Annotated in this window: 24 protein-coding genes and 1 pseudogene; 16 read left to right on the top strand and 9 right to left on the bottom strand. The window is 38.8% G+C overall.

All coding sequences use genetic code 11. The features are described 5' to 3' along the window. The 3 genes from CK510_RS07345 to CK510_RS07355 all read left to right on the top strand — a co-directional run. Positions 1-504 (top strand): cupredoxin domain-containing protein (locus CK510_RS07345; protein WP_143289242.1); only part of this gene is annotated, 504 nt, incomplete at its 5' end. Between the two features lie 27 nt (positions 505-531). After that, positions 532-1,146, top strand: a complete 615-nt coding sequence (locus CK510_RS07350; protein ID WP_095721084.1) for a class I SAM-dependent methyltransferase — start codon at positions 532-534, stop codon at positions 1,144-1,146. Between the two features lie 20 nt (positions 1,147-1,166). After that, positions 1,167-1,580 (top strand): heavy metal-responsive transcriptional regulator, encoded by a 414-nt coding sequence (locus CK510_RS07355; protein ID WP_095721085.1) that lies wholly within the window; start codon positions 1,167-1,169, stop codon positions 1,578-1,580. Positions 1,581-1,747: 167 nt separating this feature from the next. On the opposite strand, the gene CK510_RS07360 is transcribed toward CK510_RS07355, so the two are convergent. The 5 genes and pseudogenes from CK510_RS07360 to CK510_RS07375 all read right to left on the bottom strand — a co-directional run bounded on the left by CK510_RS07360 (position 1,748) and on the right by CK510_RS07375 (position 8,965). Further along, positions 1,748-2,401 carry a DUF305 domain-containing protein gene (locus CK510_RS07360; RefSeq protein WP_095721086.1) on the bottom strand — a complete coding sequence of 218 codons (654 nt, stop codon included), beginning with the start codon at positions 2,399-2,401 and terminating at the stop codon, positions 1,748-1,750. 240 nt (positions 2,402-2,641) lie between these two features. Then, entirely contained in the window at positions 2,642-3,148 is a 507-nt protein-coding gene (locus CK510_RS07365) for a hypothetical protein (RefSeq protein WP_095721087.1), read from the bottom strand. A 114-nt stretch (positions 3,149-3,262) separates the two neighbouring features. Further along, positions 3,263-3,589, bottom strand: coding sequence for an efflux RND transporter permease subunit (locus tag CK510_RS34570; RefSeq protein ID WP_444876492.1), 327 nt, complete (start codon positions 3,587-3,589; stop codon positions 3,263-3,265). After that, a pseudogene (locus tag CK510_RS07370) lies at positions 3,590-5,658 on the bottom strand (efflux RND transporter permease subunit); the annotation flags it as partial. A 175-nt stretch (positions 5,659-5,833) separates the two neighbouring features. Continuing rightward, a complete protein-coding gene (locus CK510_RS07375; RefSeq protein ID WP_095721088.1) occupies positions 5,834-8,965 on the bottom strand; it encodes an efflux RND transporter permease subunit in 3,132 nt (1,043 codons plus the stop codon). Positions 8,966-9,179: 214 nt separating this feature from the next. Between CK510_RS07375 and CK510_RS33280 the strand changes: the two genes are divergently transcribed. The 3 genes from CK510_RS33280 to CK510_RS07385 all read left to right on the top strand — a co-directional run bounded on the left by CK510_RS33280 (position 9,180) and on the right by CK510_RS07385 (position 11,319). Next, a complete protein-coding gene (locus CK510_RS33280) occupies positions 9,180-9,350 on the top strand; it encodes a hypothetical protein (protein ID WP_245911917.1) in 171 nt (56 codons plus the stop codon). Between the two features lie 29 nt (positions 9,351-9,379). Further along, on the top strand, positions 9,380-10,927 hold the full coding sequence (locus tag CK510_RS07380) for a hypothetical protein (RefSeq protein ID WP_245911920.1): 1,548 nt from the start codon (positions 9,380-9,382) through the stop codon (positions 10,925-10,927). 83 nt (positions 10,928-11,010) lie between these two features. Continuing rightward, positions 11,011-11,319: a HigA family addiction module antitoxin gene (locus CK510_RS07385; RefSeq protein ID WP_095721089.1), complete on the top strand. Its 309-nt coding sequence runs from the start codon at positions 11,011-11,013 to the stop codon at positions 11,317-11,319. 28 nt (positions 11,320-11,347) lie between these two features. Here the strand turns inward: CK510_RS07385 and CK510_RS07390 are convergent, their stop codons facing one another. The 4 genes from CK510_RS07390 to xisF all read right to left on the bottom strand — a co-directional run bounded on the left by CK510_RS07390 (position 11,348) and on the right by xisF (position 16,434). Beyond that, complete coding sequence (locus CK510_RS07390) at positions 11,348-12,190, bottom strand: DUF4058 family protein (RefSeq protein WP_342745945.1); 843 nt, start codon at positions 12,188-12,190, stop codon at positions 11,348-11,350. Positions 12,191-12,262: 72 nt separating this feature from the next. Further along, positions 12,263-13,912 carry an efflux RND transporter periplasmic adaptor subunit gene (locus tag CK510_RS07395; protein WP_095721090.1) on the bottom strand — a complete coding sequence of 550 codons (1,650 nt, stop codon included), beginning with the start codon at positions 13,910-13,912 and terminating at the stop codon, positions 12,263-12,265. A 49-nt stretch (positions 13,913-13,961) separates the two neighbouring features. After that, positions 13,962-14,657, bottom strand: a complete 696-nt coding sequence (locus tag CK510_RS07400) for a DUF305 domain-containing protein (RefSeq protein ID WP_095721091.1) — start codon at positions 14,655-14,657, stop codon at positions 13,962-13,964. Positions 14,658-14,880: 223 nt separating this feature from the next. Next, complete coding sequence (gene xisF / locus CK510_RS07405; protein WP_095721092.1) at positions 14,881-16,434, bottom strand: fdxN element excision recombinase XisF; 1,554 nt, start codon at positions 16,432-16,434, stop codon at positions 14,881-14,883. Here xisF and CK510_RS07410 point away from each other — a divergent pair. The 10 genes from CK510_RS07410 (at position 16,393) to CK510_RS07455 (ending at position 23,593) form a co-directional block, all read left to right on the top strand. Next, positions 16,393-16,746, top strand: coding sequence for a nitrogenase component 1 (locus CK510_RS07410; protein ID WP_281256991.1), 354 nt, complete (start codon positions 16,393-16,395; stop codon positions 16,744-16,746). The genes xisF and CK510_RS07410 overlap by 42 nt on opposite strands. Before the next feature lie 316 nt (positions 16,747-17,062). Further along, positions 17,063-18,493: a nitrogenase iron-molybdenum cofactor biosynthesis protein NifE gene (gene nifE, locus CK510_RS07415; protein WP_095721093.1), complete on the top strand. Its 1,431-nt coding sequence runs from the start codon at positions 17,063-17,065 to the stop codon at positions 18,491-18,493. Between the two features lie 126 nt (positions 18,494-18,619). Further along, positions 18,620-19,939: a nitrogenase iron-molybdenum cofactor biosynthesis protein NifN gene (gene nifN, locus CK510_RS07420; RefSeq protein WP_095721094.1), complete on the top strand. Its 1,320-nt coding sequence runs from the start codon at positions 18,620-18,622 to the stop codon at positions 19,937-19,939. A gap of 175 nt (positions 19,940-20,114) precedes the next feature. Beyond that, positions 20,115-20,531: a nitrogen fixation protein NifX gene (gene nifX, locus CK510_RS07425; RefSeq protein WP_211293121.1), complete on the top strand. Its 417-nt coding sequence runs from the start codon at positions 20,115-20,117 to the stop codon at positions 20,529-20,531. After that, positions 20,528-21,004 carry a NifX-associated nitrogen fixation protein gene (locus CK510_RS07430; RefSeq protein WP_095721096.1) on the top strand — a complete coding sequence of 159 codons (477 nt, stop codon included), beginning with the start codon at positions 20,528-20,530 and terminating at the stop codon, positions 21,002-21,004. The genes nifX and CK510_RS07430 overlap by 4 nt, the downstream gene beginning before the upstream one ends. A 497-nt stretch (positions 21,005-21,501) precedes the next feature. Continuing rightward, complete coding sequence (locus CK510_RS07435) at positions 21,502-21,720, top strand: CCE_0567 family metalloprotein (RefSeq protein WP_095721097.1); 219 nt, start codon at positions 21,502-21,504, stop codon at positions 21,718-21,720. Further along, positions 21,717-22,034 carry a nitrogenase-stabilizing/protective protein NifW gene (gene nifW, locus CK510_RS07440; RefSeq protein ID WP_095721098.1) on the top strand — a complete coding sequence of 106 codons (318 nt, stop codon included), beginning with the start codon at positions 21,717-21,719 and terminating at the stop codon, positions 22,032-22,034. Before CK510_RS07435 ends, nifW begins: the two co-directional genes overlap by 4 nt. 10 nt (positions 22,035-22,044) lie before the next feature. Further along, on the top strand, positions 22,045-22,842 hold the full coding sequence (locus CK510_RS07445) for a HesA/MoeB/ThiF family protein (protein ID WP_095721099.1): 798 nt from the start codon (positions 22,045-22,047) through the stop codon (positions 22,840-22,842). A 6-nt stretch (positions 22,843-22,848) separates the two neighbouring features. Then, the gene (locus CK510_RS07450) at positions 22,849-23,052 is read left to right on the top strand and encodes a hypothetical protein (protein WP_095721100.1); all 204 of its coding nucleotides are present in this window, start codon (positions 22,849-22,851) and stop codon (positions 23,050-23,052) included. 169 nt (positions 23,053-23,221) lie between these two features. After that, positions 23,222-23,593, top strand: coding sequence for a HesB/IscA family protein (locus CK510_RS07455; protein ID WP_095721101.1), 372 nt, complete (start codon positions 23,222-23,224; stop codon positions 23,591-23,593). The last annotated feature ends 19 nt before the right edge of the window (positions 23,594-23,612 follow it).

Genomic DNA, 23,612 nt, shown 5'->3' on the forward strand with positions numbered 1-23,612 from the left:
ATTATTGGTAGTATTGTAAGCTTTGGACTATTGTTTACTGTTCCGAATAATAATGCAGTAGCACAAATACCTCATGAAACCCATGCATCAGCAACAGAGAAAACAAGCGAGTTTCAATATGTCCAGCAACCACTATGGGTAAAAGGTACTGTTACGGCTTCTATTTTAGGATTAATTGGTTTAGAAATATGGTGGTTTTTATTGAGTAAACCAAAAGCTAAAACAGCACAATTTTCTGATGGTATTCAAGAAGTTACCATTATAGTAGATGGAGGTTATGAACCAAGTCGAGTTATTGTTAATGTAGGTCAATTAGTTCGCTTGAACTTCCTACGTCATGACAAAAGTAGTTGTTTAGAACAGGTTATATTTCCTGATTTCCATATTGCTCAACAATTAAACTTGAATCAAATCACACCGATTGAGTTTACACCTCAAAAACCAGGTCAATATACCTTTGCTTGTGGGATGAATATGTTTCGTGGAGTTGTGGAAGTTCGCTAGTAGAAAAAATCTGGAGGATTGAGAATTATGGGATTTTACTCACAAATGATTTTACCGCGTCTTCTAGATTGGAGTCTATCAGACTCAACTTTAGGAAAATATCGTCATGAATTACTTACAAATGTCACTGGAGAAGTTCTAGAAATTGGTTTTGGCAGTGGATTAAACCTTGCTTTTTATCCTCCAGATATTTATAAAATCACCACCGTAGATAAAAATCCTGGGATGAATGCTTTTGCAAAGAAGCGTATTGCTAACTCGAATATTCAAGTCGAACAATTAACCCACTCAAGTGAGAATTTGCCAATATCTGATAATACTTTTGATAGTGTCGTCAGCACTTTTACTTTATGCAGTATTGCAAATGTGGAGCAAGCACTTCAAGAAATTTACCGTGTACTTAAAGTAGGTGGTAGGTTTTTCTTTTTAGAACATGGTTTAAGTGATAAATCTAACGTGCAAGTTTGGCAACATCGACTCACACCAATTCAAAAAGTAGTAGGAGACGGATGTCATCTTGATCGAAATATTCAAGAATTAGTAGAAAAACAATTTAATGCTGTTGAACTTCAGCAATTTACACCTGAAAATATGTCAGATATAATATCTCACCTTTACAAAGGAATCGCAACCAAAAATTAAGAAAAAAGGAGCTATTAAATATGTTAGTCAAAGAACAAGGAAAACAAATTGGTCTTGTTGCCAAAGAAAGTGGCGTACCGATTAAAACTATTCGCTACTATGAAGAATTAGGTTTACTCCATGCTTCTGCTAGAACTGAGGGTGGATTTAGATTATTTAATTCTGATGTATTATCTCGCTTACATTTTATTAAACGCGCTCAAAGTTTGGGTTTGAGTCTATCAGAAATTAAAGAATTTTTGCAAGTTCATGACCAAGGTAATTTACCTTGCGATCGCATAAAATCTAAGTTGCAAAATAAGGTCACAGTTATTGATCAGCAAATTCAACAACTCCTGATTTTTAAACAGGAGTTAGAGGAACTATTGTCAGGATGGGAAGCAGTGACTGAAAACTCAGAAAATACAATTTGCCCGATTATTGAAAAAGATTAATCTAATTTATACCAATTTAATGTGAAGCCGCACATTAAATTAGTATCACGCTTAAAATAATCTTAACAGTAGCCTACTACTCTATATAAGCTGCTAGCATACCTATCACATAATGGAATCAGATTGAGTTAATATTAACGTTGCTTGGAGCTAAATTAAGATCAAATCTAACGCCATTGCTGCATCTGATTAATTTCAGCCGTTTGCGTTTTAATAATCGATTGAGCTAACTGACGAAGTTGTGGTTTTTGACCTTTATTAGTAAGCATCTGTGACATCATCACAGCCATTTTGTGATGGGTAATCATCTGACGAATAAATTCCTGATCAAAATCAGATGCATTTTTCAAAGCTTGTAAATCCACCTTCATATTCATCATGTTCTGATGCATGGATGTATCCATCATACCTTGGTTCATACCTTGGTGCATTTGCATCATTGTTTCGTCCTTCATCGCAACCACAGGTACATCTTTGCCATACCATGTTTTATACCAAGTTCGCATTTGTTGAATTTCGCTGTTTTGCTCTTTTTTAATTGCTTGCGCTAGTTTGATGATTTCAGGACGTTTCGAGCGATTCAAAGCCAAATCTGCCATCTGTATTGCTTGTTCATGATGGGGAATCATCATTTCGATAAAATGCTGATCATGGGTCATCATTCCTCGTTTTTGATTAGGAGTAACTTGGCTATTTGGGTGATGGATATTATGTTGCGAATTAGGAGACTGAGCTTTGGTACTATTAGTGATTAACAACCCTGCGATCGCACTGCTAGTCAATAGACTGATAAAACCATGAACTAAATTTTTGTTATTCATAAAAACCTCTTATCATCACTCAATGATTTGATTATATTTATAAGCCTATCGAATAATTATGAGGATGTTGTGAGGGTAAACAAACTTAATATTTCATGCGGATAGTTAATTAAAATTAAGGCATAACATATCAACATAAAATCAAGATGAAATCTCATATGTAAAAGTATTAAAGTAGAGAGAACAAGCTATTGACTCTCTACTATGTTTTTAACAGGTAAGTGAGATGAAGCAATCAAACTATTGATTAAAGTTAAATCTCCCGTTAACTTTTTCACTCCCAATATTGGCTGTAACTCTCACCTGATATTGTCCCGCAGCACCTTTATCTAACTTCGCAGCATAATGTTTACCATCAGCATCATAAGTTAGGGGAATTGTCTTTTGTTTCCCATCTGGTGATTGAATGTCGGCAGTCACTTTAGCATTGGAAACTGCTTCGTGTTTATCACCTGTTTGTACATACAAATCTAAGTGAGTTGCACCATCTTCTTTCTCAGGTACTAACTCTAAATGATATTTTCCAACTTCGACAACTTGACCACCTTTACTACTACGAGAATGGTCGGTATTTTTCTCGCTGTTTGTTGCTGTTTCTGTCTTGGATGCTGTTTCAGTTTTTCCCGTGGTTTCTGTAGTACCAGCACTCGGATTACTGCTATATTCAGAAGCTTTATTATCACAAGCACCTAAAAAAAGTAACCCTGTACTAGCTAAAATTATAAAGCCAAATTTGAGCGATCGCATTGATTTTCTCTCCTTCAATTGTTAATTAGATAAAATGACGCTAATTTCATGCAGAGGGCATAAATATTAATACATTCTCAGGTGGATATCTAGGAAAAATAAAAACATAAAACATCATATAATTGAACCTTGACTAGTATTGATATCTTGAATATTTCCCATTGTCTCTTTGGGTACTAAAAATCTCCCAAATAGTGAATATAAAGCTGGTAAAACTAATAGCGTTAATGCGGTAGAAGTAAACAATCCTCCCAATATCACCACTGCCAAAGGTTGCAAAATTTCCTTACCCGCACCAGAACCAACGACTACAGGAACCATACCCAGTGCGGATGTAAGTGCTGTTAAAAGAATCGCAACCAAACGTTCCATTGAACCTTCAACAATTACTGTTTTCAGGGGGATTCCTTCAGCAAAACGATTGTTATAGTTATCTACCATTTGTACTTGTTTACCCAAAGTACGGAGTTGTTCCAATTCCAGTCCATAGATTTTAACTGCGATCGCACTCCTCACTCCTGATAGTATTTCATCCATGCGGTGGGAAATGAAACCACCGATATTAGTTGCCACACCAGGTAATTTTTCATACTCATTCCGCAGCACTTCAATCGTTTTCCCGCGATTTTTTGCCCCTTCTTCGCTAATTTGCACATCCATTTCCCCAAAATTTACCCCAGCAATATCCGGATCACCTTGAGCAAACCCAGCACGGAACTGAATCGCATCAAACAGCTTATTATTTTTCAACGCATCCATTACTGCGATCGCTGATTGGTTTGTCGCATCCAAGGATTCACCAGGATACAAAGTAATTGAATTTACCAATTGACGGTCTTGAAACTCTGGTAAAAAGACTTTTCCTAAACCGGGTAAAATAATCATGGAAGCGATAAATCCTGCTAAGGCAACCCCCAAAACTATCTTGGGATAACGAATTGCAAATTTCAAAGCCGGACGATAAACTTGATGAGTTTTGCGTTCCACCCAAGTTTCTGTACTTGGTAAACGCTGATTTGTAAGTAGTAAAGCGCACAGTGCCGGAGTCAAGGTTAAAGCAACTAAGGTAGAAGCCAAAATAGATAGCAAATAAGCAATCCCCATCGGTGTAAAAATCCGACCTTCCACCCCAGACAGTACAAAAATTGGTGCGAAAACTACTGCAATAATTACGGTCGAAAATAATACACTGACTCGTACCTCTACTGAGCCATCAAAAACCACCTGCAAAGCTTTTTTCGGGTGAGGAGATACTTGGTTTTCCCGCAGACGACGGTAAACATTTTCCATATCGACAATCGCATCATCCACCACCGAACCAATTGCTACCACCAATCCACCCAGAGTCATGGTATTAATTCCCAAACCCGTCCAGTTGAGAATAATCATCCCCAAAAGTAACGACACAGGTAAAGCACTGAGACTAATAACTACCGTGCGCCAATTCATCAGGAAAAGAATTAGGATAACCGAGACAATTATTTTCCCATCACGCAAAGCTTCCTCGACGTTTTTCACCGAACCTTCAATAAATAAATTTTGGTCAAAGGTTTTAGTAAATTTCACATCCTGGGGTAATCCTGACTTAATCTCAGCCATTGCCTCTTCCACGGCTTTCACAACCGTTGGAGTATCTGCCGCTGGTTGCTTACTGACAGTTACAATCACCGCACGCTTCCCCTGAAACAACCCATCTCCCCGTCGCAGCGCTGCACCAATTTGCACATCTGCCACTTGTGACAATAATACGGGTATACCCTTAGTCGCTTTAATCACCGAACGTTTGAGTTGCTCAATTGAATCAATCCGTCCAATTCCCCGCACTAACATTTCTTGGTCGGGAGTAATTAAAAATCCTCCAGGGACGTTTTTATTAGCTTCTTGTGCGGCTTTTGTGACATCTAATAAAGAAACGTTGTACTGTTTTAATTTATCTGGATCGACTAATACTTGATACTGAATTTCATCGCCACCGTAGATAAATACATTACTTACTCCAGGCACTGCCAACAGACGATTTTTGACATCCCAGTTAACAATCCGCCATACTTCCATCATCGAAGTTGTGTCCGAAGTGAAGGCATATTTTACAGCCCATCCAAGCGGTGAATTAATCGGGAGAATCTTCGGTTGTTCTACTCCCTGTGGTAATAAACTTTGTGTCCTTTGTAACCTTTCCTGCACCAATTGACGCGCCCGATAAATATCCGTATCCCAGCTAAAAACTGCTTTAATCGAAGCAATACCCACCGCAGAAGATGAACGCAGAGATACCAGCCCAGGAGTCCCATTAATTGAACCTGAGTTCGATGGGTAACTAAAGATTCGATTTCCTCTGGTGCTAAACCAGAAGCTTCGACTTGAATTTCCACCTGTGGGGGAGCAAATGCGGGAAACACATCCAGAGGCATTTGTGTAATTACCCGAAATCCCCACAAACTAATGAGTATAGAGGCTAGAACCACCAGCCATCGTTGTGCGATCGCCCATTTAACAATAGCGTTAAGCATTATCTTTTAGATTTTAGCTGGGATAGTAGCTTGGTATATGCTGTTCGCAATTAGGTACTATATTTAATGTCCCAGACCAAGATGAAATCAGGATGAAATTTTAATTTGATGGGTTTTACAGTGTTAAGTTATGAGTGAAGTTGGGTTACTCAAAGCCTCCACTGAACCTAAAAATCTACATATGCATTAAAAATTGCTCCTCTTTTTGCTCAAACTCCTCCATTTTTTTGGGAAACAAGTGTTTACCAAACTTGGTATAAAACGCAGGTAAAACCAACAAAGTTATCGCTGTTGAAGTAAACAACCCACCAAAAACAACAATAGAAAGCGGTTGCAAAAGTTCTTGTCCCGGTCCACCTTGAAATACCATCGGTGCTAAACCCAAAGCAGAAGTTAAAGCTGTCATCAAAATTGCATTTAGTCGTTCCATTGACCCTTTGACAATAATTTCTTTCAACGGCATTCCTTCGGCATATTTACTATTATAATTATCAACCAATAACAAACCATTTCTTGTTGCTACCCCAAATAGAGAAACAAACCCCACCAAAGACGCAACCGAAATGACTCCTCCAGTTAAAGCTACCGCAACTACACCCCCTACTAAACCAATTGGCAAGTTAATCATAATCATGATGGTAGAAGGGATAGATTTTACCGACATATACATTAATATCGTGATTGCGACAAATGCAATTAAGCTAAAAACAAGAATATTTTTAGTAGCCCGTTCTTCAGCTTCAAATTGACCTGCATATTGAATAAAATAGCCAGTAGGAACTTGGATATTACGTTTAACTTTGGCTTCAATCTCATTGACAATCGAGCGTAAATCCCGACCTTTAGCATTTGCCGCAACAACAATTAAGCGAGAAACATTTTCACGGTTGATTGTATTTGGTCCAGTACCCTCATCAACTCTTGCAACATTACCTAAAGGAATTTTCTGCCCATTGGGAGTGTCAATTAATAAATTACGAATTGTTTCTAAATTTTGTCTTGCTTCCGGCTTCAACCATACTAAAAGGTCAAAAGATTGTTGATTTTCTAAAACTTGAGAAACAACTTGTCCATTGAGCGCAGTTTCAATGATGCTAGAAAGTTCTCCGACTGTATGACCATAACGACTTGCAGCATCTCGATCAAATTTGATTTGAATTTGTGGTACAGGGATTTGAGGTTCGAGGAGTAAATCAACAACCCCATCAACAGTTTTCATTTGTACTTCTACTTGTTCCCCAATTTTTCGGAGTTCTGCTAAATCGGAACCAAAGATTTTGACTGCGATCGCACTTCTCACCCCAGACAAAACTTCATCCATGCGGTGGGAAATAAATCCGCCAACATTTGGTGCTGCTCCCGGTACTTTCCCAAACTCAGAGCGCATTTTTTCTAAGGTTTTTGCCCGGTTTTTCATCCCTTCTTGACTAAGTTCGATATCGACATGGGCAATGTTAACACCTGCTGCATCTGCATCTCCCGCAGCACGTCCCGAACGTGTTTGAATAAACTTAAACCTTTTGTCGTTTTTCAATGCTTCTTCGACTACATAACCAGCTTTTGTTGTTGCTTCTAAAGACACGCCAGGATATAAAGTGAAGGTGTTTACCATAGTTTGCTCTTGAAACTCTGGTAAAAAAGCCCTTCCAAAAGAAGGAATAATTGCAATTGAAGCTACTGTTAAAGCTAATGCAATGCCAATAATTAATAAGGAATTCCGAAAGGAAAAGTTTAAACAGGCAATATAAATTTTCTTACATAATCTTGCTAACCAAGGTTCTCGTTTTGTCACATTGACATTAGGTAATAAAATCGCGCACAAAGCCGGAGAAACCAACAAGGATTCCAAACTCGAAATTACGACTATCACTAGGTACGAAATACCCATTGGGGTAAAAATTCGTCCTTCTACACCTGGTAAAGTAAAAATTGGTGAGAAAACAATTATTCCAATAATAGTTGCACCAATTAGTGAATCGCGGACTTCTTGAGAACCTTCAAAAATAATTTGTAGTGCTGATATGGGGTTAGGAGAAGTTTTATTTTCCCGTAACCGTCTATAAGTATTTTCACCATAAACAATGGCATCATCAATCGCCGTACCAATTGCTACTGCCAAACCTCCCAGAGTCATGGTATTGAGTCCAATACCTAACAAAGAAAGCGCCAACATTCCAAATAGTAATGTGAGGAAAAAGTCTAGTAAGCATACTGCAAGTGTCCGCCAATTCATTAAAAAGGGAATCAAAATTATCGCCGCGATAATGCTACCTTGAAATAACGATGAACGAACATTATCAACCGAAGACTCAATATAACTGTCTTGCCGAAACGTCGTAGTTACTTTAATTCCTTTAGGCAAACCAGCTTTTAACCCTTCCATTGCTGTTGCGATCGCACGGCTAACAGTAGGAGTATCAACAAGTGGCTGTTTATTAACCATTAAAATAATTGCTGGTTTACCGTTAAAACTACCATCACCGCGTTTAATCCCACCTCCAATTTGCACATCGGCGACATCTTGCAATCTAACAGGTATTCCATTACGGGAAGTAATAGTTGATTTTTTCAAATCTTCGATCGACTCAATTCGTCCAATACCTCGAATTAATTTTTCTGTATCTGGTGTAATTAAAAAACCACCAGGTGCGTTAACATTGGCTGCTTTTGTGGCGTTTGTAACTTGCTCTAAAGTCACATTAAAAGCTGCTAATTTATTCGGGTCAACTAAAATTTGATATTGACGACTATCACCACCGAAAACTAATACCTGACTGACACCTGGAACAGCTAAAAGACGGTTTGTGACTTGCCAATCAACAATTCGTCTAACTTCCATTAAATTGATGAGTGGGGTATTTTCCTCAACAGTAAAAGCATATTGAACAACTAAACCAACAGGTGAAGTAGTGGGGGATATTTGCGGTGTTTCTACTGTTGGTGGTAATTTGCTTGCAGCTTGTTGTAAGCGTTCGGTGACTAGCTGACGTGCTTGATAAATTTCTGTCCCCCAATTAAATATTACCCTCACCGCAGAAATTCCTGCTGCTGAGGATGAACGAACTGCGGTTACTCCAGGTGTACCATTAATTGCACTTTCGATTGGTAAAGTTACTAAAGATTCAACTTCTTCCGGTGCTAATCCTGGAGCTTCGGTTTGAATTTCAACTTGTGGTGGTGCAAAGGCTGGTAGTACATCCAATGGCATTTGGGGGATGACGTAGAATGTCCAGAAGGAAATAATAGCTGTAGCTAATACAACTAACCAGCGTCGGTCAATTACCCACCTTACAATGTTACTGAGCATTATCTTTGTGTATTTTAGCTGGGATAGTAGCTTGGTATATACTATTTGCAATTAGGTACTATATTTAATGTCCCAGACCAAGATGAAATCAGGATGAAATTTGTGTAATTTGTGTTGCTGAGTGATAAGTTTAAGGAGGATTTTAATTTTTTGTGCATAAGAATTAAATGTACGCTAATATACTCAAGATTAAGTATGTTAGACCCTCAAAGCTATGTACGAAGCTTTCATTGATTTAGACGAATTAATAGTACGTTGTAGAGATAAGCAGGCTAAAAAATTTATTCAAGAAGCAGTTGCCTGTTACAAAGTTGGAGCCTACCGTTCTTGCATTGTCGCAATATGGAATGCTGTTGTATTTGATTTTCTTCATAAAGAGAATTAGAGCTTCTGGGAGATAAAGAAGCCTCACAATTGTTAGAACACTTTGAGAAGCTTAGTTCAGAAAAAAAAGTTAAAGAGCTTTGGCAGTTTGAGTCAGATATTGAAAGATTATTTGAGGATAGAAGCCGATGCGCTCATCCTTCTATGACATCTTTAGAAGAACCATTTGAGGCTACAGCAGAATTGGCACGCTATCATTTAAGAAGCGCAGTTACACACCTTTTAGAAAGACCACCAGTTCAAGGTCGTGCTGCCCGTGACAGAGTTTTTCAAGATATTAAATCTGAGTATTTTCCAACAGTTCCAGAACTGGCGATAAAATATTTCCAAAAAAGTCCGTTAGCTCGCGCTCGTTTGGCTCTGATTAAAGACGTTATTCTCGGACTAACAATAAGCTTGTTGACAGAAAATCTTCCTGAAGACGAAAGAGCGCGTCAATTCTCAGCAATACATGCAATATCAAGTATGTACCCTGAGCAAACGAGAGAAATATTAAATGAAAAATTGTCTGATATTATTATTAACAAAGTTCAAGATAGTAACTGGGATAATGTAATTATCTACCTTGGTCATATCAAAACTTGGGATACTCTTACTGAGCTATGCCAATTAAAAGCGGTAGCTTTTATAGAAAGGCTTAACATATTTGATGCATCAAGATACGGCTCTTTGTCAGAAAAAAATGCAGAAGTATTTTTAGAAGCCTTTCATATAGCTTTTTTAAAAGAAGCTATATCTATTAAACTTCAAAGCCTTACTCTGAACAAACTACTATCTTTCAATGAATTTTCTGAAAAGAAATTACAAGAAAATTTAGTTAGTAAAATAATAGAACCCATCTTAGAAAAAGCAATGCCAAAAGCTAGTTTTGATAACTTAATTGCAATGAAATCAAAGAATAATAATTCTTTGAATGATAAAATTAATTTATATTTGGCTGAGACAATTAAGGAAGCTTCTTTAGAAGAATTATTAGAAGAATTATCGCAAATTACGCAGGAAGAAAAGTTGTTAAAAATTACTGAGCAACGACTGCTGTACTTACTAGAGAACGCTTCTTTAGAAAAGTTATTTAAAGTGCGTGAATCTTATTTGTGTTCATTATCTTGCAGGAATCTAGAAAAGGTTATTGAAATGCTGAATACTTGCGTTGTAAGGTTATGTAAAAAAGCTGGATTTGATGAATTAATACTAATGAAGTCAAAATATAGTGATGATTTATTAGAGGAGCTAATTCAACCTATATTAAAAGAAAATATTCCCAAAATAGTAAGTAAGTTTAGGTCCTCTTCCTCATATAATAATGCTGAATCAAATGCTTCTATATTATCGGAAATAGCAGATTCTCTCAGCGATACACAATGGGAATCTATCCTGAAAGGATTCTGTGACAATGATCAAATATATCATTCATTCGCATGTAATAATATTTTTCAGCATTTATTCAAGAAATCTATTGAGCTTAGTGGTTCCGTACAGCCATATTGGTTACCTTTTAGAAAAAACTTAGATAAGTTTGGAAATAAGGAGATTAATGGACTTAAACAAGTTATTGATTATTACCTTCTTGTTGAGTAATTTTTTACTGCTTAACAATTTTTGCAGTATTGCAATACTTAATTTACTATTGTGATAAATTAGACCTAAAGTTACTCATAATTATGAATAAGCACTGTTTGCCAAACATCCATCCTGGCGAAATCCTGCAACTAGAATTTTTGGAACCACTAAACATCACATCTTATCGATTAAGCAAAGATATAGGTGTCGCTCAAACAAGGATTAGCGAAATTTTATCCGGAAAACGTAGTATTACGGCAGATACAGCTTTGCGTCTATCTCGATATTTTGGAAACAGCGCTCAGTTTTGGCTAAATTTACAAACACAATATGATTTACGTCAAGCTCTTGAAGAGAATACAGAAATTTACAATCGCATACCGAAACTTCCACAGGATGATGTTGCTTGAAATTATCTTAATTTTGTGTAGAAAAATCTTACCTCAATCCTTTCTGTTTCAGAATATCATCCACCCAAGCAGCATTTTCTCTCGATATTATCGGGACTGGTTGTTGACTATAATCAATGACCAAATCATAGTTACCTTCATCATATAATTCGCTAATTAAAGTTTGTATTTCCAATAATGGTTCTGTATCGTTTTCACGTAAAGGTAAGGGAAAAGAAGGTATGGGATTTGGTAAATTAAATGGGTATAAATCTGCTTTGGGACGCTGGGATGCGCGGCTAAGTAAAATTCGATAGTCAGTTTGAATATTATTTTGTTGTTGCTGAATTGGCTTACCATCTCGTAACAAATCAATTTCAACTAAATTCGTATAACTTCCTAAAATCTGTAAGCGCTTTTTCATGTAAGTATTTCGTCCTTCCCCAGGACGTTTATTTTTAGGAGAAAGAATTTCGATTACAGTTACGACTTCTTTGGTGCTGACATCTCGCACTTCTAAATAAGTTTCTTTGACTGTTTCTGGCATTGCCAAATCAACTGTTACAGCTTCAACTACTGGAGATGCAACAGCAATACTCGCTGGTTCTTGTGGCTGTATCTTTTGTACAGTCTGAATTGCCACATCCGCAATGCCTACTAAAAGCGAATCTTCATCTGTTGTTTGATAGACTCGCTTTTCAATTGCGACTTTGTATTTTGGACGCAATTGAGGATTGAGTTTCCGAAAAATTGCCGCGATGAGAAGATTATGGATTTCTGACCAAAAAAGGGGATTTTCTAAATATGGGTTCATCCCTGGAAACGGTGAGACAATACCTGTCTTGGCGGTTTCCGGCGATAGGTAATTGTCGAACCCAAAGGGTGAAGCCATGATGACACCTCCAGCAAATTTTCACTCTCGACAAAATCTATGTATTTGGGTACTAACTAAATTATATCCAGGCTAATATATTTTATCCTCTTTCTCCCCCTTCTTAATTACAGAGGTGTCCAATAAATTCGGTTGGTTATGGTTATCTAAATACACCTCAGTCTCATAACTTAAGTCGCTCATATCTCCACCTGTCACCAAACGCTGACGACGAAATGACCAAAAATGACCCGCACTAAAAGCCGCGATCGCAATTATTCCACCTCCTCCAGTTGCTAATAACCACCAGGGTACGGGCAAGTTATTACCTTTAGCTTGCGTTTCTTCCCCATGATTATCCTCTGCTTTTTTATTTCCACCACGTAGAGATTGGGCATAAAGTTGAGTTGCACGCTGTGTAACAACCACATCTCCATCAAACAAACCGCTCTTGATTTCTACCATATCCCCAGAAGTTTGACCTAAAGTTACTTCCGTACATTGGAAAGCATTACCATTTTGTACGTAGACTAATTTTTTACCATTTCCATCAACCACCGCAGAACTAGGAATTGCCATAACAGATGCAGATGTTTTATTTGTTAACACCTCAAGTTCCGCGAACATTCCCGGTTTTAATTGCCCATTTCCATTTTCCACTTCCGCTTGTACTGGAACAACTCGTGTTTCCCCTTCAACTGATGAACCAATGCGGGAAATTCTGCCTGTAAAAGTAGTGTTGGGTAAACTGGCAACTTGCAAACGAACCCTTTGACCGATTTTTACCTTGTCTAAATCCTTCTCATAAATATTCCCCGTGGCAAAAACTCGACTATCATTAGCGATGGTCATTAATTTGCCACCTGCATCATTAAAAGTTTGACCCAAAGTAACTTCGCGATCGCCAACTCTCCCAGATATAGGTGCAGTCACCGTTACCAAACCTTTGGAATTGGGAGTATTCCCGATTTGTTGCAGTCTCGTATTATACGTAATATCGCTGAGGCGTAAACGTTCTCGTGCTACCTGAAAAGCAGATTGAGCGCGTTTCATTTGGGCTTCAGATTCGATCACATCCCGTTTGCTGTTAGCTGTAGTCAGCTTTGCTTTTGCTTCTGCCAGTTGGGTTTGGGATTCTAAAGCATTGCGACGGGGTAAAGCACCTTCATTCGCTAATTGTGTATCTTTACTATACTTTTCTTGAGCAAATGATACTAAGCTTTGGGCTTGGGCGATTTCAGCTTCAGCTATCTGCACATATCTTTGATGATTTTGTTGAGCTAATCTCAAGTCAGTTTGTGCTTGTTGCTGGGATGCGATCGCATCGGCACGTTTTTCCTGAGATTCAACCCGCAATGTCACCAAATCAGGACTCGTGACAACGGCAACAGGTTGATTTTTTGCGACGCTGGCTCCAGGTTCTACTAACAATTCAACTACTTTTGCCCCTGCTATGGGAGTAGTGACTTCGACTTTTTGGCTAAATAAGGTTTCAATTTGTCCGGTGGTTTTGATTCCCAAAGCTAAAGGTTGCTTTTTAACTACTTCTGTTTTAATGCCTAACCTTTGGGCTGTTACCGCATCGACATTAACCGAACTGTCAGTTGCTGCATCGCTTCCACCTTTAAATTCGTCTCCATGTCCACCATGTGCTAATACCGTGATAGGTGCTGTGAGTAGAAATAAACTGAGGATGGCTGAGAGTGATGCAATTTTATTGTGGTAACGGTTAGCCTGTTGCATCGTTTAGAGATTCCTTTAGGAGCGTTTTAGAAGTTTCCTGGTAATGTACTTACTTTTTATACCAGTCTTGCCGCCATTGCTGCATCTGCTTAATTTCGGCTTTCTGGGAAGAAATAATTGCGATCGCGAGTTTTTTGATTTCTGGACGCTTCGACTTATTTAAAGCATCCTGTCCCATGATTACAGCACCTTCGTGGTGAGGAACCATCGCATTAATAAACCGCAAATCAAACTCAGCATCGGCTGTACCCAAATCCATATCCATCCGCATCGCTTGAGAAACTTCGGGAGACATTGCCATCATGTGGTTCATCTGTGCGTGCCAAGCCTGGGGTTCGCTGGGTGCTTTTGCATACCATGCCTTCCGCCATTGCTTGAGTTCGCTAATTTCCTTGTCCTGGGCTTTAATAATGTCATTCGCCAACTTTTTAATTTCTGGACGCTTCGACTTTTGTAGCGCTTCCTTTGCCATAACCACAGCACCTTCATGGTGGGGAATCATCCCATCAATAAACCGCAAATCGTAGTTAGCATCGGCAGGTCCCAAATCCATGTTGTGGTTCATACCATTATGGTTTATACCACCATGCTGTTTATTTGATACTTCGGTTGTATTGGTTGGTGCTTGAGCTTGTTTGTCACCTTTTGAGGCACCGGAACAACCTGTTAGTAGACTGCTTCCAGTCGCGGTAGTGAGTGCGATCGCAAAAGCTAAAGATGTAGTTTTCAACAAGGGAAGTTTCATAGATTTAATTTCAACCTACCAAGGAATTTATATAGACTTAATAATATTATTCTCGATACTCCAGTTTGATGGAGAGTCAAGGGTATGTTCGGCAATTACTGCGGATGTTTGTAAAAACCGTCCATCACAAGTAAACGCCTTACTATTAAGCTTGCCTTGGCTAGATGAAATCAGGATGAAATTCGTGTTTATCAATAATTTTGTATAACAACTTAAACACCCTTTAAAACGGAAGGTGTAATAATTCAACCTCCGTAACTTGGTTGCCATCTACCACTATTTTTTTGATACACCCTTGTAATAAAGACCTTTTATCCTCCACTTCTAATCCTTCCCAATATCTTTGATTTGAAAATGCTTGTATAATTCGCTCCTTCGCCATCAAATATTGCTGAGAAGAATTATTCACAGAACCCAAAGCATCAGCTATCTGCATCCTCATATCCTCCTTAGCTTTTTCAATTGCTGGATTTGATGGTAATGCATCAAGAGTATTTAAAGTTGCTCGAAGTGTTTTTACGAATGGTGGTTCTTCTATTACTTTCGCTTCTTGTTCCACCAATACCGCTAATCGTTCCGCTTTACCAACAAGATGCTCGATGACTTGTTTTTCCAATCCATCGGAAGAAATCATTTTTCCATTACTGCAAGCACCTGTGCGATAAAAACTACACTGGTAATGGTGTCGGATAAAATTCTGTTTCTTCACCAATTTTTTGCACTGACGACTATAAGCAGCACCACAGCGATCGCATTTAACTAAATTAGCAAAAGGGTTGGTATATTTTTGTTCACTTGCCCATCGGTTATTCCTATTTCCACGAATCATAGTTTTGATCCGTTCATGCTCTTCACTGCTAATAATCGCTTCATCCTCATGGGTTCCCCATGCCACTTCCCATTCATCAAAAGGTTTACGGTGTCCCTTAGGACGAACAACAGTATTATACAGGGTTCCTCCTGCGTATACAGGATTGACAAGAGTCGATCGCAAACCAGAAACTGACCATTTTAAACCTGTGTGGGGATAACGCAGACTTAACCCATTTCCACGGGATTTATTGATATTTTCCAAGATAATCTCATCTTCTTCCCCTAACAAATTTACTTCATCGTTGCCAGATTTGGGAACAGCATTGGCTCGAATCCCGAAAATATCATGCAGTTGTCTCGCAGTTTGGGATACCGAACCCACTAAAAAAAAAGTGTCGAAAACCAGCCGCATTAATTGCGATCGCGTTAATTCGACTTTCCCCTCAATAATACAAACACAGGGGCTATTATCTCTTTGATATTTATCATTTTCAACAACATATCCTAATGGAGCATTCCAATGGGGTTTCTTATTAGCTCTGCGAGTATCTCGTTCTTTTTTAACTCGCATTCCCAACATGTTTACCTCATACTTACTCGCAGCTAATCGGACATCAATTGTCAATTCTCCACCAATACTTGATATATCAAAAGGCTCATCAACAGCAGTCGGTTCTATCCCTTTTTTCTTCAAAGCATCCATCAACCGATAAAAAGTCATTGATGATGACGTTAAACGGTCAATTCTAATAAATAATAACTTCGATACTTTGCCAGCAACTAATGCATTAATATCTTCTATTAACCGTAAAAGCCCTTTACGATTATCGCTAGTACGACTTTCCACGTCATAATATATTTTCGTGGCTCCTGCGGTTCGCAAACGACGCATCTGCTTAATCAGCGCTCCTTCATCGTCTGCTTGCTCATCGGTGCTAACACGAGCATATCCCCAAACGTCCATACAGTAAACCTTACAGTAATATTTCCTATTTTACCTGATAATGAGCGCATTAGTAGCTTATTGTTCACCGAGCCAGTAGACTTCTTCGTTGGTAACTCCTACGGCAAATACTTGTGGCGTGACACCAAGATTCCAATGGTACGCATTGGTTATCCTATCTTTGACCGTCACCACTTACATCGTTACGCTACCCTTGGTTATCAAGGTGGTTTGAATATCCTGAATTGGGTTGTTAACACACTTCTTGATGAAATGGATCGCAACAGCAACATCACAGGTGTAACTGACATCTCCTTCGACTTAATTCGTTAAGAATTAATCACTCGCAGCGTGCCAAGAAAGGAAAAGGAAAAGGCTTAAAGAAGTAGGTAACGGGTAATAGCTAATCGGTAGTCATGAAAATATTCTTAATTACCAATTACTATTTCCCAATTACCGATATCTAGTCACTTTCCTTTCCTTTTTTATTATTAGTTAATAGTTAGGAATTAGGAATTAGGAATTATATTAGGTTTCATTGATTGAGAATATTTTATTTATTCCTCTCCGCGCCTCCGCGTGAAATAAAAAAAATAACTGCAAAAATTGCCCATAAATTAAACTATCTCAACTATCTCATCCAAAAATTATGAAAATTACCCAAGCAAAAATTAACGAACTTTTAACCGAACCAGGATGCGAGCATAACAGCCAAAAAAGCGGTGAGAAAAAGAAAGTATGTAGCCAACAAGCACAACCAGGAGCAGCCCAAGGAGGTTGTGCATTTGATGGTGCAATGATTGCCCTTGTGCCAATTACTGATGCTGCTCACTTAGTACACGGACCCATAGCTTGCGCTGGAAATTCCTGGGGTAGTCGCGGAAGTCTATCGTCGGGTCCAATGCTCTATAAAATGGGCTTTACAACAGACTTAAGCGAAAATGATGTTATCTTCGGCGGAGAAAAAAAGCTCTATAAAGCTATCCTGGATATCCATAAGCGTTACAACCCCGCAGCAATATTCGTATACTCGACCTGCGTTACAGCGCTCATCGGCGAAGATATGGATGCGGTGTGCCAAGCGGCAGCAAAGAAAATTAACACTCCCATTATTCCAATTAATTCTCCTGGCTTCGTAGGCAGTAAGAACCTTGGCAACCGTATTGGTGGTGAAGCTTTACTTGAATACGTAGTTGGGACAGGAGAACCTGAATACGTTACACCTTACGATATCAACTTGATTGGTGAGTATAATATTGCTGGTGAAATGTGGAATATATTACCTTTATTAAAAAAATTAGGTATTCGCGTTCTATCTAAAATTACGGGTGATGCTCGCTACGAAGAAATCACTTACGCTCACCGAGCCAAATTGAATGTGATGATTTGCTCGAAAGCGCTGATTAATATGGCGCGGAAGATGGAAGAACGCTACGGCATTCCTTACATTGAGGAATCATTTTTCGGTATTGAAGATATGAACCGTTGCTTGCGGAATATTGCGGCAAAATTGGGTGATGCGGAATTGCAAGCGCGTACCGAACAGTTAATTGCCGAAGAAAATGCGAAATTAGATATTACACTAGCTCCCTATCGTGAAAGGCTCAAGGGGCGAAAGGTTGTAATTTATACAGGTGGTGTGAAGAGTTGGTCTATTATCTCGGCAGCACAGGATTTAGGGATGGATGTTGTTGCTACCAGTACCAAGAAGAGTACGGAGGAGGACAAAGCCAAAATTAAAAAGTTGCTCGGTAAAGACGGTGTGACATTGGAAAAGGGCAATCCTCAAGAGATTTTGCGAGTGATTGATGATACCAAAGCTGAAATGCTGATTGCTGGTGGTCGTAATCAATACACTGCACTGAAGGCTCGGATTCCTTTTCTTGATATTAACCAAGAGCGTCACCATACCTATGCTGGGTATAGTGGCATGGTTGAGATGGCGCGGGAGTTGGATGAGGCTCTTCATAGCCCTGTTTGGGAGCAAATTCGCAAGCCTGCTCCTTGGGATTTGGGTAATGAGATTTTGGCGGAGTCTAGCTTGGATTGGTTGGATTTGCCGGAGGAGATTTTTGTTTAGTATTTTTTTAAACCGCCAAGACGCGGAGTACGCCAAGAAGAGAAGAAATAGAAAGAAGAAATAGAAAGAAGAAATAAAAGATGGGTAGGGGTTTTTAGGTGCGATCGCATTCTAGGAGGTAAATAAATGGCGATAGTTTCGGTTCCAAATAAATCTGTTGCGGTTAATCCTCTTAAACAAAGTCAGACGTTAGGTGCAGCGATGGCTTTTTTAGGACTGAAGGGAATGGTTCCGCTTTTACATGGTTCCCAGGGTTGTACTGCTTTTGCAAAGGTGATTTTGGTTCGACATTTCCGTGAGGCAATACCACTTGCAACTACGGCAATGACTGAGGTGACGACTATTCTCGGTGGTGAGGATAATATTACACAGTCGATTCTGACTTTGATGGAGAAGTCGAATCCAGAAATAATTGGGTTGTGTACGACTGGATTGACGGAGACGCGAGGTGATGATATGCAGGGGATTCTTAAGGATTTCCGCAAGAGTCATCCTGAGTTGGATAGTTTACCGATAATTTTGGTTTCTTCTCCGGATTTTAAAGGTGCATTACAAGACGGTTTTGCCGCCGCAGTGGAGGGTATTGTTAGGGAATTACCGGAACCAGGTAGAACTATTCCTCAACAGGTAAATATATTGGCTGGTTCGGCATTTACTCCGGGTGATATTCAGCAGGTTAAAGATATTGTTGCTGAATTTGGATTAGTGCCTATTGTTGTACCTGATTTATCGGCTTCGATGGATGGTCATTTGGATGATTCTTGGAGTCCAATTACTGTTGGGGGAACAACTTTAGAACAACTAAGAAAGGTGGGTAGTTCGTGTTTTACTATTGCTTTGGGTGAAAGTGTAAGAGGTGCTGCGGAGATTCTGGAACAGCGATTTGAAATACCATTTGAAGTATTTAGAGAATTGACTGGTTTGCAACCTGTGGATGAGTTTTTACAGGCTCTTTCTGATGTTAGTGGTGTGAGGGTTCCTGATAAGTTTTGTCGTCAACGTAAGCAATTGCAAGATTCTATGTTAGACACGCACTTTTATTTTGGACGTAAACGTGTATCTTTAGCATTAGAGCCAGATTTGTTGTGGTCAACAGTTCTGTTTTTACAGTCGATGGGGGCAGAAATTCAAGCTGCTGTAACAACAACGCGATCGCCACTTTTAGAGCAACTACCAATTGATCAGGTTGTGATTGGTGACTATGAGGATTTTGAGGAGTTAGCTAAGGGTTCTGATTTATTAATTGGTAACTCCCATGCTGGAAATATTGCTAGACGTTTAGGTATTCCACTTTATCGTCAAGGTATTCCTATCTATGACCGTTTGGGTAATGGTCAAGTCACTAAGGTTGGCTATAAAGGTACGATGGATATTTTGTTTGATATTGGTAATATCTTGTTGGATACAGAAGAGAGAAAGGCTAGAGATTTAAAGTATGAAATGTAGGATTTAAGAGTTAGGAGTTAGGAGTTAATAATTAATAATTATTCATTAGAAATTCAAAGCTAATAATTAGATTATCAAATTAGTTTTCTAACTTATAATTCATAATCTGTGATTCGTAATTCATAACTCATAATTTAAACTCACAAGCCATTACTATTAATGAAGGATTATGTTGATGAAGATTGCTTTTACTACTAGTGACAGAATACATATCAATGCTCACTTTGGATGGGCAAAAGAAATTGATGTCTATGAAATTACCGACAAAGGATATGAGTTTTTGGAAACACTAACTTTTGAAGGCGATCTGAAGCAAGATGGTAATGAAGATAAAGTTACCCCTAAACTTGAAGCTCTCTACGATTGCACAATAGTTTATGTTTCTGCTATTGGTGGAACTGCCGCAGCAAAATTAATTAAAAAAGGTGTAACTCCTGTTAAAGCAAAGTCTGATGATGACAAAATTGCTGATGTTTTAAATAAGTTAGTACAGACTCTGAAGGGTAATCCACCACCTTGGTTGCGTAAAGCATTACAACAACCAAAAGTCAAGACTTTTGAAGAAGATTTGGAGGAAGAAGCAACTGTATGAGCGATACAAATAGTGTCAAACCGAATCCTTCGTTTGATGTTAATCAATCGTCTTTTTTGAAAGCGATCGCACAACAAATTCGCGGACAAGATGTATATGGTGTTTATCGAAGTTGGTCAGATGAACTATTGCTTAAACCCTATATAATTAACAAGCAGAAGAAGCGAGAAATCCCTATTGATGGCGATGTTGACCCCATGACGGTTAGCCGGATTATGGCTTTTTATCGTGCTGCTGCTGCTTGTATTGAAAAAGAAACAGGATTGTTATCACAGGTTGTTGTTGATTTGAATCATGAAGGTTTTGGCTGGATTTTAGTATTTGCTGGCAATTTATTATTGGTTCGCAAAACAATACGTGATGCCCATCGTTTCGGGTATGATTCACTAGAAAAAGTTGCGGAAGATGGCGAAAAACTAATTGCAAAAGCAGTAGATTTAGCAAAGCGTTTTCCTGAAGTTGGGAAGCTTTAAAAGAGTTAGGAGTTAGGAGTACCCCTGTTAAGGTGAAGTTTTTTCTAACGCTGTAATAAGGCTTTCAGCCTTGCACCCATTCAAATTTGAAGGCAAAACATAATATTTGCGCTCAATTTTTAAATTTAATGGTCGGGTATACAACGTAAGAATAAGGCTTCCAGCTAGTACATGGTTGGTACACCTTAACAGGGATAGAGTTAGGAGTTATACCAAGCTAATATGAAAATGCATAAAATTAACCCCGCCGCCTGTGGCACCTCCCCTTACTAAGGGGAGATATGGAGGGTCAAATAATGGGCAACTTCAGATAAAATTGGTAATTGATACCTGATTTAATATTAAGGATACTAAAACTTTGTTTATTTTTTGATCTTGTATCCTAATTTATAATTTATCACTATCAATTTTCACTATTGACTCATAATTTCTAATTTATAACTCCTAACTACTAACTAATACTTCATAATTCCTAACTAGAATTTAATAGGTGGCTTATGACTCAAACTAGTGAGACTGCTATTGAGGATTTGAAGATGCAAATTAAGCGTCTCAATAGCAAAGCTGGTCAAAAGAAGATGGATTTACATGACCTTGCAGAAGGTTTGCCAACTGATTACCAAACATTAATAGATGTTGCTGCCGAAACTTATGAGATTTTTCGTAAGTTAGATGAAATGAAGCAAGACTTAAAAAAAATGGAGAAAGGACAATGAGTAAAGATTTTGAAGCATTTAAACAAATAGTCGATGCCGAAGAATATTTTAAATTTTTTGAGCTTCCTTATGATGTAAAAGTCGTAAATGTTAATCGTCTACATATTTTAAAGAAGTTTTCTTTGAATATTAGAGAAATAGACGAACAAAATCCCAGCTTAAGTTTTGCTGATAAACTCAGCCTTTATTCTGCTGCTTTGCAAAAAGCTTACCAAGTTTTTCTGGACTCAACACCTCAAGAACAAAAGCTTTTCAAAGTGTTTAACCAGAAGGCTAAAAATGTAGTCACGCTGACAGAAATCACGTCTGATTAGGAGGTACAAAGTGATTGACCTAACGCCTACCGAATTGGAACGTTATCGCCGCCAAATGATGCTCCCTAACTTTGGCGAATTGGCACAGAAGCGTCTTAAGTCAGCGACAGTGCTGGTTACAGGTGTGGGAGGATTGGGTGGTACGGCGGCGCTCTACTTGGCAGTTGCAGGGGTTGGGCGGTTGATTCTGGTTCGGGGTGGTGACTTGCGACTTGATGATATGAACCGTCAGGTTTTAATGACGGACGATTGGGTCGGTAAGCCAAGGGTATTCAAGGCGAAGGAAACACTACAGGCTATTAATCCTGATGTGGAAATTGAAACTGTCTTTGACTACATCAACCCAGAGAACGTAGATTCGTTAGTGCAATCGGCTGATATGGCGTTGGATTGTGCCCACAATTTCACGGAGCGCGATTTGCTCAATGATGCTTGCGTGAGATGGCGTAAACCGATGGTGGAAGCGGCGATGGATGGGATGGAGGCTTATTTGACCACGATTATTCCCGGTGTCACTCCATGTTTATCCTGTCTATTTCCTGAAAAACCTGTTTGGGATAGACGCGCTTTCTCGGTTCTCGGTGCTGTCTCTGGAACCCTAGCTTGTTTGACTGCACTGGAAGCGGTGAAGTTGATTACTGGGTTTAGCCAGCCTTTGCTGTCGCAGTTGCTGACAATTGACTTACACCGGATGGAGTTTGCCAAACGTCGCTCTTATCGCGATCGCGAATGTCCGGTATGTGGCAATAATGCACCGTGGCGCTATTCGGGTTCCAATTCAGTGGAAACTACTAGCAATTGCAAGTAATTACACATGCAGGACTCGTTGATTGCCCTAGCACTCGCAATTGCTTGTACCCTTGTGGTGTATAAGTTTCATCTGGAAATTGTCCAGCTAGCAGCTAGTTTAATGGCTATTTTCTGGGTGGGTTTAAGTTTCATTTACTCCCCCTTCCCAGTTGAAATACTAGTTGCGATCGCTTTCATCATTACCGTAAACAAAAAAGTTAGTAGGTAATGGTTAATGATTAATAGTTAATAATTAATAATTAATAGTTAATCGCTTATTAAATACTAGTCTCCTCAATTGCTAGATTAATAACCAGTAACAAATAACTACTACCTTTTAATTCCTAACTATTGACTCCTAACTCCTAACTAATAACTACCAATTCATAGGAGGATTGATGACTATTACGTTGACAGAAAAAGCGGAATCCCGTCTACAATCATTCCTGCTTGACTCTGTACCCAATTCTAATCAGCCAATCAAAGGTATTCGCGTCTCCGCTACAGATGGTGGTTGCAATGGCTATGAATATGGCATGGAAATCACTTCTTCACCTAAACCCGATGATGTTGTCATTGAACAAGGTAAAGTGTTGATTTATATCGATGCTAAAAGCGCTCCTTTGTTGGAAGGAATGGTAATTGATTTTGTTGAAGGTGTGATCGAAAGCGGCTTTAAGTTTATTAACCCAAACGCTACAAATACTTGCAGTTGTGGTAAGTCATTCAGCGCTGGGGATTGTACCCCTAAAGCAACACCTTGCCAATAACAAACTCTACATGCTGTTA

Origin of the sequence: Brunnivagina elsteri CCALA 953 (assembly GCF_002289455.1) — a bacterium.
In the GTDB taxonomy this organism is placed as follows: domain Bacteria; phylum Cyanobacteriota; class Cyanobacteriia; order Cyanobacteriales; family Nostocaceae; genus Brunnivagina; species Brunnivagina elsteri.